This window comes from Mucilaginibacter sp. (assembly GCF_028288105.1).
Taxonomy (GTDB): domain Bacteria; phylum Bacteroidota; class Bacteroidia; order Sphingobacteriales; family Sphingobacteriaceae; genus Mucilaginibacter.
The window spans coordinates 1-10,183 of record NZ_JAQBOI010000026.1 but is presented as its reverse complement, the minus strand read 5'-3'; the positions used below and the strand labels follow the sequence as shown (position 1 = coordinate 10,183).

10 protein-coding genes are annotated in these 10,183 nt (G+C 39.4%); 5 read left to right on the top strand and 5 right to left on the bottom strand.

Features of this window, described 5'->3' with window-relative positions; genetic code table 11:
- Nucleotides 1-86 precede the first annotated feature (86 nt).
- From JWQ85_RS01545 to JWQ85_RS01535, 3 genes are all read left to right on the top strand, one after another.
- A complete protein-coding gene (locus JWQ85_RS01545; RefSeq protein WP_299462879.1) occupies nt 87-1,424 on the top strand; it encodes a TolC family protein in 1,338 nt (445 codons plus the stop codon).
- 111 nt (nt 1,425-1,535) lie between these two features.
- A complete protein-coding gene (locus JWQ85_RS01540; protein WP_299462877.1) occupies nt 1,536-2,138 on the top strand; it encodes a porin family protein in 603 nt (200 codons plus the stop codon).
- 157 nt (nt 2,139-2,295) lie between these two features.
- Nucleotides 2,296-4,065 (top strand): glycoside hydrolase family 9 protein, encoded by a 1,770-nt coding sequence (locus JWQ85_RS01535; protein ID WP_299462874.1) that lies wholly within the window; start codon nt 2,296-2,298, stop codon nt 4,063-4,065.
- A gap of 12 nt (nt 4,066-4,077) precedes the next feature.
- Here the strand turns inward: JWQ85_RS01535 and JWQ85_RS01530 are convergent, their stop codons facing one another.
- Complete coding sequence (locus JWQ85_RS01530) at nt 4,078-5,190, bottom strand: DUF3667 domain-containing protein (protein ID WP_299462871.1); 1,113 nt, start codon at nt 5,188-5,190, stop codon at nt 4,078-4,080.
- 15 nt (nt 5,191-5,205) lie between these two features.
- Entirely contained in the window at nt 5,206-6,465 is a 1,260-nt protein-coding gene (locus JWQ85_RS01525; RefSeq protein WP_299462868.1) for a nucleoside permease, read from the bottom strand.
- A 149-nt stretch (nt 6,466-6,614) separates the two neighbouring features.
- Between JWQ85_RS01525 and JWQ85_RS01520 the strand changes: the two genes are divergently transcribed.
- The gene (locus JWQ85_RS01520) at nt 6,615-7,208 is read left to right on the top strand and encodes a porin family protein (RefSeq protein ID WP_299462865.1); all 594 of its coding nucleotides are present in this window, start codon (nt 6,615-6,617) and stop codon (nt 7,206-7,208) included.
- Nucleotides 7,209-7,267: 59 nt separating this feature from the next.
- On the opposite strand, the gene JWQ85_RS01515 is transcribed toward JWQ85_RS01520, so the two are convergent.
- From JWQ85_RS01515 to JWQ85_RS01505, 3 genes are read right to left on the bottom strand one after another with little or no spacing between them, the layout of a single operon-like run.
- The gene (locus JWQ85_RS01515; RefSeq protein WP_299462862.1) at nt 7,268-7,867 is read right to left on the bottom strand and encodes a bifunctional nuclease family protein; all 600 of its coding nucleotides are present in this window, start codon (nt 7,865-7,867) and stop codon (nt 7,268-7,270) included.
- A gap of 27 nt (nt 7,868-7,894) precedes the next feature.
- Nucleotides 7,895-8,872, bottom strand: coding sequence for an electron transfer flavoprotein subunit alpha/FixB family protein (locus tag JWQ85_RS01510; RefSeq protein ID WP_299462859.1), 978 nt, complete (start codon nt 8,870-8,872; stop codon nt 7,895-7,897).
- Between the two features lie 24 nt (nt 8,873-8,896).
- Nucleotides 8,897-9,634 carry an electron transfer flavoprotein subunit beta/FixA family protein gene (locus JWQ85_RS01505; RefSeq protein WP_299462882.1) on the bottom strand — a complete coding sequence of 246 codons (738 nt, stop codon included), beginning with the start codon at nt 9,632-9,634 and terminating at the stop codon, nt 8,897-8,899.
- A gap of 74 nt (nt 9,635-9,708) precedes the next feature.
- Between JWQ85_RS01505 and JWQ85_RS01500 the strand changes: the two genes are divergently transcribed.
- Nucleotides 9,709-10,050, top strand: a complete 342-nt coding sequence (locus tag JWQ85_RS01500; RefSeq protein ID WP_299462856.1) for a tetratricopeptide repeat protein — start codon at nt 9,709-9,711, stop codon at nt 10,048-10,050.
- Nucleotides 10,051-10,183: the final 133 nt, after the last annotated feature.

Below are 10,183 nucleotides of genomic sequence, written 5' to 3'. Positions count from 1 at the left end.
AAAAAACGCGGAATATGGTACGCGTATTATTAATCTGTTGGATGGAAGGGTAGAATCTTCAAAAAAATTCTGAACTATAACACAAAATGCGATACTTTAAATTTATACTTTTTAGCTTAATAATATTGGCACCTGCATTGGCACACAGCCAGGCCGTAGATACTTTACTTACTATACAGCAATGTATTGATATTGCAGTAAAAAACAACCTGGATGTAAGAAAGAGCGGACTGCAATTGCAATCTGCCCAAGTTGACAAAAACCAGGCAAAAGAAAATATGTTGCCAACTATAAACGGACAAATTAATCACGGTATTAACAATGGCCGTAGCATTAACCCTTATACCAACCAGTATGTAAATCAATCGTTAAAGTTTGCTGATTATAGTGCAAACTCTGACCTGACCTTGTTTAGTGGATTACAAAACCTTAACAAAATAAAACAAACATCGTTAGCTTATAAAGCCGGTGAAATGGATCTGCAGCAGGCCAAAGACCTTGTTACCATAAATACAATTACCGCCTATTTGCAGGTGCTTGATAATACCGAGCTGCTTGCCCAAGTAGAAAATCAGGTAAAGGTTTCAAAACAGCAGTTAGATAGATTGGAGATTTTGGAAAAACAAGGTGCTAACAAGCAGCCCAATGATTATTACGACTTAAAAGGTACTTATGCCGATAACCAGGTAAGTTATGTTAATGCAAAAGCTACGTTGCAAACCTCAAAACTAAACTTGTTGCAAATATTAAATATCCCATACAGGCCAGGAATAAGGTTTGAGAAAGTGGCGAGTGCCGAAATATTAAAACAGACCAACTCATCTGATGAGATCTACACAACCGCTTTAAATCAGCTGGCGTATGTGAAAGCTGCTACTTTAAGGCGCCAGAGTGCAGAAAAAGGAGTTGCTGCGGCAAAAGGTGCTTTATACCCTACATTATCTTTATTTGGAGGCTTAAACACAAATTATTCCAGTGCGGCACAGTTAAATAATCAGCCTATACAATATTGGGATCAATTCAAAAACAACTACAATACCCAGGTTGGGTTTAGTTTGCGGATACCTATCTTAAATTACTTCCAAAACCGCAACAAGGTAGCTTTGGCCAAAATTGATCTTCAAAATTTTAAATATGTTGAAGAAAATACCAAGATACAATTGCGCCAAAATGTTGAACAGGCATACCTGAACATGGAAAACGCTTATGAAAGATATGTAACTGTGCAGGAACAGGTTAAAGCTTATGCAGAATCGTTTAGAATTGCAGAGATCCGCTTTAACAACGGTGTACTAAACTCTGTAGAATATGTACTAGCCAAAAACTATCTTGACAGGGCAAATCTTAACCTTATCAACGCCCGGTACGATTGCTTTATTTACAACAAAATATTAGACTATTACCAGGGACGCTTATCACTATAATCGCAATAATATATTGCTACAGAAATGTCCGGCTTGCAATTAGGCAGGCCGGATATTTCATTTTAAAACAATTGCTATATTCGCACGTTAAACCTTAAATCACGAAAAACCATGAAAAAATTATTACTTACATTGAGCCTATTTGTAGCTGTAGCCACGGTAACAAGAGCACAAATACTACCAAAAGTACAAGTTGGTATTAAAGGCGGTGTTAACTTATCAAGTCTATCAAATTCAGGAAGTACTTTTAGTGCCGATAACCGTGCAGGTTATCTTGGCGGTATATGGGCGAGGTTTGGGGCTTTAGGTTTCAATTTTCAGCCAGAGCTTTACATCACCAGCAAAAATGTTGATATTAATAATAGTAACAGCAAAGTTGGTAGTGCAAAATTCACAAGCATTGATGTACCATTGCTTTTAGGTGGTAAAATTGGCGCGTTTGGTTTAGGTGGCAGATTTTATGCAGGCCCATTATTGTCATTTGCCATAAACAAGGACAATAACTTTGGATCGGCAGTAGGTGGCGCAACCAGATTGGATTATAAAGATTCAAACTTTGCGATTACAGCAGGTGCAGGTGTTGATATCAGTAAATTCTCTATAGACCTGCGCTATGAAGCTGGTTTAACAAAACAGAATTACTTTGATGGATCAACAAATTATAAAACCCGGGTTAGCTTATTTAACCTAAGTTTAGGTTATGCGTTTTTGTAATTTAACGATATTTGAGAAAAAGGCCTGTGCTTTGCACAGGCCTTTTTTTGTTTAGGCAAGATAGTATTGAAGATTTATAATAGCCGTGGCAATATAGTATTAGGCATGTTGTATGGTATACACTTATATTTATCTGCTTCTAATAAAACCTACAATTATGAATAACAGATATTTAAATGGCCTTTGGCTGGTTATAGGCTGCTGCTTTTTACAATTGACTTCCTCGGCACAAACAATACCGGCCGGTAACCCAAATATCAAGTTAAACCAAATTGGTTTTTACCCGGCTGCATCCAAGGTAGCTGTGATTACCAATACAAAAGGTGGTAAGTTTTATATTCAAAATAGTAATAAGAAAACTGTTTTTACAGGCGAATTAAAGCAATCGGCACAACCTGCTTTCTCTGGTAAGTATACCTACATAGCCAATTTTACTTCATTTAACAAGCCCGGAAAATATACAGTTAGCATTCCGGGTGCAGATAATTCTTATCCTTTCGAAATAAAAGAATCAGTTTATAAAAATGTAGCTGATGCTACCATTAAGGCTTTTTACTTTCAGCGGGCATCAATACCGTTAGATGAAAAGTATGCCGGAAAATGGCATAGGGCAGAAGGTCATCCGGATGATAAGGTATTAATACACGCATCGGCAGCAGCCGACAAAAGGCCGGCGGGGACGATAATATCAAGTCCGCGGGGATGGTATGATGCGGGGGATTACAATAAGTACATTGTAAATAGTGGCATTACAACAGCCACCTTGCTTTCGCTTTACGAGGATTTTCCCGCGTACATGAAAACGGTTAAGCTAAAGATCCCGGAAAGTAATAACCGGATACCCGATGTGTTAGACGAAATACTTTGGAACTTGCGTTGGATGCTCACCATGCAGGATCCTAATGACGGTGGTGTATATAATAAGTTAACCAATGCCAATTTTGATGGAATGGTAATGCCAGATAAAGCAAATACTACCCGTTACGTTATACAGAAAGGTACCGCCGCAACGCTCGATTTTGCCGCGGTAATGGCTCAGGCATCTCGCATATTTAAAAAGTTCCCTGATCAGTTACCCGGCCTTGCCGATTCATGTTTAGACGCGGCAGAGTTTGCCTGGCAATGGGCAAGCGAGAATTCTAATGTAATTTATGATCAGGATGCTATGAACAAACAGTTTAGCCCTAAAATTGCTACCGGTGGTTACGGTGATAAATATTTTTCTGATGAATTAAGCTGGGCGGCGGCCGAACTATATGTTACTACAGGTGAGGATGAATACTTTAAGAACATCGGTTTAGGTAAAAATATAGGCGTACAGGTGCCATCATGGGCACAGGTAAGGTTACTGGGGTTTTATACGCTGACACAGCATCCGGGCATACAAATAGCAAACCATCCCGAAATTAAGCAGCTAAAAGAAAACCTGCTGGATTTTGCCGACGGCATAATCGAAGGTGCCGATAGCAATGCTTACCAAACTGTAATGACCAAAGCGCCGATAAAATTTAGATGGGGGAGTAATAGTGATGCGGCTAATCAGGGCATATTATTAATAAAAGCCTACCAGCTATCGCATAATAAAAAATATCTTAATTACGCTTTAAGCAACCTCGATTATATTTTAGGCAGAAATGCCTCGGGATATTCATACGTAACAGGCTACGGCAGCAAATCGCCAATGCATCCGCATCACAGGCCATCAGTTGCTGATGGTATAGCTGAGCCGGTGCCGGGCCTGCTTTCGGGTGGGGCCAATGCGGGTATGCAAGATCATGTCCAGTTACCCTCAATCGTACCTGATGAAGCTTTTATTGACGACGACAGATCATACGCTACAAATGAGATCGCTATTAACTGGAATGCACCAATAGCATATCTTGCAAACGCAATTGAAGCTTTACAGAAAGAATTGGCTGTTAAATAAAATGGCTTGCAATTATGCCGCTGTGATAGCGGTAATGATAAGTATTGTAATAAAGGACACAGTAAACACTATGGTGTACATGATAGATACGCCTACCATTTTACTTACCGTGCGCCAACGGCTACGGTTATATACTACACGCAACGATCGATAGATATACCAGATGATAGTTATTATTGCGAAAAACTTCACCCAGTCAATAAATGTGTCCCAGCTTTCGGGCAGTATTAAGTTTAACAGCATAATAAGTGTTAAAAACAGAAACAGGTAACAATGCAGATGTATAGTGTAGATGATGTGCTCTACATAATATTTGTGATTTTTCCAGAATGCTAATTTTAAAATAACCGCAAATAGGGGCAGCAGCAAAAACATCATTTTCGGCGCATTATGTTTAAGCCCTTCAATTAATACCTCCTTACCATTTTTACCCTGGCTTTTCCAGTCATAATTCTTTTTAGCTATATAAGCTTCCAGCCAATTATCACGTTTATCTGCCGGGAGCTTGGCCTGGTTTGCAACATACTCCTCATGGGTTTTAAATTTATCTAACTTGTCGTCACCATAAATTGTAAAGCCATCTTCATCGTCAGTTTGGCGAACCTTTAATTTAGAAGAGTCCTTCTTCATGTCGGCATTTATTTCTTTGGCCAAGGTATCGGGCACAAAAGCTTTTATCTTTTCAGATAGTACCTTCTTTTGCTGGGCAGTAAGATTTGTATTTGCATAAATGCCCTTATCAATAGCGTTTTTGGCGTTATCAATACCTTTTTGTGCGCTTTGCCTGTTATTCTTTACCTTTTTATTTTCGGATTTATTTCCCTGGAAGACAAAAACAAAAAACACCAAACTGATAAAAATGTACATCTTAACCGGGTGCAGGTATTGTGCGCGACGGCCTAAGAGGTATTCGTTAGTAAGGTGCCCGGGCTTTAAAAAAAGCGGCCTTAGCGTATGAAAAAACTGGTAATCAAAATGGAAATAATCGCTTACGGCGTGGTTGAGCATGTGGCCAAAACTTTCCTTCATTTCCAGGTTTTCCTGCCCGCAGTTATGACAGAATTTACCCTCTAAGAGGGTTCCGCAATTAAGGCAATCGTTTTCCTTCCGGTAATGCTTTTTCATTTATTTATTATGTCCTTAAGCAGTTTCTATCGCATGTTTTAGAGCTGCATTATGTTTATATCTAAATACAAACGGGAAAATAACAGCAATTACTAAAGCATATGCTGCAAAAGTAAGCCATATGCCATGCCAGTTCTTACTTTGATCGGCCATGGTGAAAAACTTATCAATGATAAAACCACTTGCAAAGCTCCCAAATAATGATCCAAAGCCATTTACCATCATCATAAATAAGCCTTGTGCACTGCCTCGTATTTCGGGTGTGGTTTGTGTTTCAACAAATAACGAGCCCGAAATATTAAAGAAATCAAATGCCATACCGTATACAATGCACGATAAAACTATCATCCATAAGCCACCTGCAGGGTCGCCAAATGCAAAAAGGCCAAAGCGTAATACCCAAGCCAACATGCTAAACAGCATAACATACTTAATTCCAAATTTCCGCAAAAAGAAAGGGATAGCTAAAATGAATAACGTTTCCGAAATTTGGGAGATAGACATGATAATAGCAGGGTACCTTACAGCAATTGTATCTTTGTATTCGGCTACATTCTTAAAATCATGTATATAAGTATCACCATAGGCATTAGTAAGCTGTAACGCTGCACCCAAAAGCATAGAGAACGCAAAAAAGATGGCAAACCTTGGCGTTTTAAATAATGCAAAAGCATTTAAACCTAATATACTTGAAAGCGATTTATTAGTAGTTTTATTTAAAAGTGGCGGGCATTTTGGCAGGCTGAATGAATAGATACCGAGGGCTAACGATATTGCCGAAGCGATATAAAACTGATTTGGAGAGGTTTCGTTATGCGTAAGGCTCACGGCCCACAATGCAGCAATAAAACCTATAGTTCCCCATATACGTATTGGGGGGTATTCTTTAACAACATCAATATTGCTTCTTTTTAAAGCCGAATAGGCAACTGTTATTGATAATGATAGGGTAGGCATGTAAAAGAACATGTTTATCAGCATTACCCAAAAAAATGTAGTGGGATCTTTTACCAGAGGCAACGTAAATAAAGCTGCTGCACCTAAAATATGCATAATGCCGTAAAGCTTTTCGGCATTTACAAACCTATCTGAAATAATACCGGTAAGTGCAGGCATAAATATGGCCGAAATGCCCATTGTAGAAAAGATGGCCCCAAATTGTGCCCCAGACCAATGTTTGTTTTGAAACCAGTATGCTCCAATGGTGAGCAACCATGCGCCCCATATAAAAAATTGCATAAAATTCATCAGTATTAAGCGAAACTTAATATTCATACAGCACTGGTTTAAACAATTAATAGTTATAAAAAAACAAAGGCTGAAAATAGTGAATTAAAGCGATATGGGAAAGGTGGTTTTAATGCGAATTTGAGCGTTGTTTTTAAGACAAAAGCTTATCTTCGCACAAACTTAAATCACAATTCATGAATAAATTTTTTACTACACTAATTACTGTATTTGCAATTTCTGCATCAGCATTTTCACAAACAAAAGGTACAAATGAGGTTAGCGTTAACGTTGGTTACAACGCAGCTACTGTAACCGCAAACAACTTAAGCGCCGATTACAAGAGTGGTTTTAACGTAGGTATCGCTTTAGATCATTACTTTTCTGAAAGCTGGAGTATTAAAGTAAAAGCAGCTTATGATCAAAAGGGTTGGGCTAACGGCTTTTATGGTAACTCGGTAGCAGATTATAAGTTAGACTATGTAACTGTACCTGTTATGGCAAATTGGCATTTTGGCCGCACCAAAAACTGGTACCTTAATTTTGGCCCGTACATTGGCTTTTTGTTAACTGCTTCAGAAACCTCAGGTGGCACCGATGTAAAGCCATTTTTTAGCACTACTGATGCCGGCCTTGATGCAGGTATTGGTGTGAAATTTCCGATATCTAACAAAGCCAAATTTTTCATAGAATTAAATGGCCAGGCTGGTATTGCTGATATCAACAAGGGCAATTCGGGAACAACCATCAGGAATAGCGTTTCGAATATTAATATTGGATTCGCCTTCTAATCATGATTTCCCTAAAGTAAAAGAGGAAGTTGTCTTATCGGCAGCTTCCTCTTTTACTTTTATGACGATTTGCGTTTGTTTAGCTCATCGCGGATCTTGGCAGCCTTTTCATAAGCCTCTTCGGTTAGGGCTTGCTGCAAACGTGTTTTTAACTCGTCTTCGCTTAGCGAGGTGTAAGCGCCGGCCGCGGTGGAATGAGTTTTCTCTTCCGGTGTTTCATTGATGTTTTCCAGGTAAACAAAATCGTTACCCTCAATTACAATACCCGCGGTTGATAGGATAAATTCATAAGTATAAATAGGGCAATCAAACCTTACCGATACCGCGATAGCATCAGAGGTGCGTGCATCTATCTCTACGGTCTTTTTACCATCAGAGCAAATTAGCTTTGAATAGAATATGCCATCTATTAAGTTATATATAATAACTTCCTGTACGGTAATATTAAATGCCTGCCCCAGGCTTTTAAACAAATCGTGCGTTAGTGGCCGGCTCGGGGTCATTTTCTCTATCTCGATAGCAATGGCCTGCGCTTCAAAACTACCTATAATAATAGGAAGCCTGCGGCGACCGCTAACTTCGCCCAAAACCAAAGCATACGCGCCCGACTGTGTTTGGCTGTAGGACAGCCCCACAATATCCAGCTTAATCTTTTTCATGTCATTACCCATCACAGCGATATTTTTTTAAGCTGATGCTTTATACTCTTTAACTGCAGCAATTAATTTTGGCAGCACTTCAAACGCGTCGCCAACAATACCATAATCAGCCACCTTAAAAAACGGAGCTTCGGCATCTTTGTTGATCACAACAATAACTTTTGATGAACTTACGCCGGCAAGGTGCTGTATAGCTCCTGAAATGCCTATCGCAATATACAAATTTGGACTGACAGCTATACCTGTTTGTCCAACATGTTCACTATGAGGCCTCCATCCGGCGTCTGATACCGGTTTTGAGCAAGCTGTTGCAGCACCCAAAAGGTCGGCAAGTTCTTCAATCATACCCCAATTCTCGGGGCCTTTCAATCCACGGCCGGCTGATACAACTATCTCTGCATCAGGCAATGAAACCTTTTCAGTTGAACGAACAATATCTTTGATCATTTCTGTAAAGTCTGATGCTTTGGCCTCCACTGTAAAATCTTCAACCTTTGCAACAACCCCGCTTTCAACTATTTTATATGAGTTGGGAGTTAAGGCAATAACCTTATTTGCTGATGTTAGCTCAACTATAGCGAATGCTTTACCCGAGAAAGCTGTCTTTTTAACGGTGAATTTATTACCGTTTTGCTCAGGCAGGGCAACCGCGCCATCGGCAACGCCGGCTTCCAGCTTAACACCCAGGCGTGGAGCCAGGCCACGGCCCGAGAATGAATTAGATAACACAACTATGTTGGCACCGTTAGCCTTTGCAGCTTCGGCTATAACCGATGCATAAGCCTGGTTCACAAAATTCTTTAATTTATCGTTAGCTACATTTAAAACCTTTTCAGCACCATACTTACCTAACGCTGCTAATTCATCATTGGCAACATCACCAATTGAAATAGCTATAAGGCTGATGTTATTTTGATCGGCAATTGCTTTGGCATATGATACAGCTTCAAAAGTTGATTTTTTGAATTTACCACCAGCATTTTCCGCATATATTAAAACTGACATAAATGATATTCTACGTAAAATTAATTAAATAACTCTTGCCTGAGTGTGTAATAACTCAACCAGCTTTGCAGGTTCATCAGCAGATACGAGGTTAACCTGTCCGCGTGGTGCCGGTGTTTCATAACTGATTATTTCTGAAAAAGTTTTCACTTCCGCAGGTTCAACAACAGTTAACGGTTTGGTACGTGCGCTCATAATACCACGCATGTTAGGGATCTTTGGTTCGGCAACACCCTCGGCAGTCCCAGCTACAAAAGGGAAAGGGATGGTTAATACTTCTTTACCACCTTCTATTTCGCGCTCCACAGTTGCCTGGTTCGCTTCGGTATCTAATTTTTTGATGATTGATACTGATGGAATATCTAACAGTTCGCCCAGCATACCTGCTACTTTTGAACCATTATAATCAATTGATTCACGGCCGGTAAGTATCAAATCAAAAGGGTTTGCTTTAACGTATTGTGCTATTTGATAAGCAACGTACCAGGCATCATGCGGCTTAGCATTTATGCGTACAGCATCTGTAGCGCCAATTGCTAAAGCTTTGCGTATTGTGGCCTCGGTGTTAACCTCGCCAACGTTAATAACAGTAACACTGCCTTTGCCGCCATCGGTTAATTCAATGGCGCGTGCAAGAGCAATTTCATCATATGGATTTAATATAAACTGAACACCATTGGTATTAAATTGGGTGTTGTTATCAGTAAAAGTTATTTTTGTCGTGGTATCCGGAACATTGCTGATACATACCAGTATTTTCATCATTATAATTGGTTTATGTTTTTACGGGTACAATAAGGACTATGCAAATTTAGTTAAAAAAGAGAGAGTTTAAAATGGAGATAAGCAGATTAGATAAGCTGTTAGCGTTTATACAAAATGAGCCCGAAGATGAGTTTTTAAAATACGCCCTGGCTACAGAGTATTTGAGGCTTAATGATACGGAGAAGGCTTTAACCTATTATGAAGACCTTGTTAATAATCACCCAAATTATACCGGTACTTACTATCATTTGGGTAAATTATATGAAGCGTTGGGCCGTAAAGATGATGCAATAAGTACTTATGAGAAAGGTATTGAGATTACGAAATCCAAACGCGATATGCATGCCTTATCTGAGTTGCAAGGCGTTTATATGAATTTAAAAGGCTTTGACGATGATGATGACGACTATTAACCGGTAACCATTGAAAGGCAGGCAACTTTTATTTATCCGTGATGTGTCTTTGTATACATTTACTGCATTTGGCGGTCCGCAGGCACATATTGCAGTTTTGCTGCGTGAGTTTGTAGAGAAGCGCCGTTATATT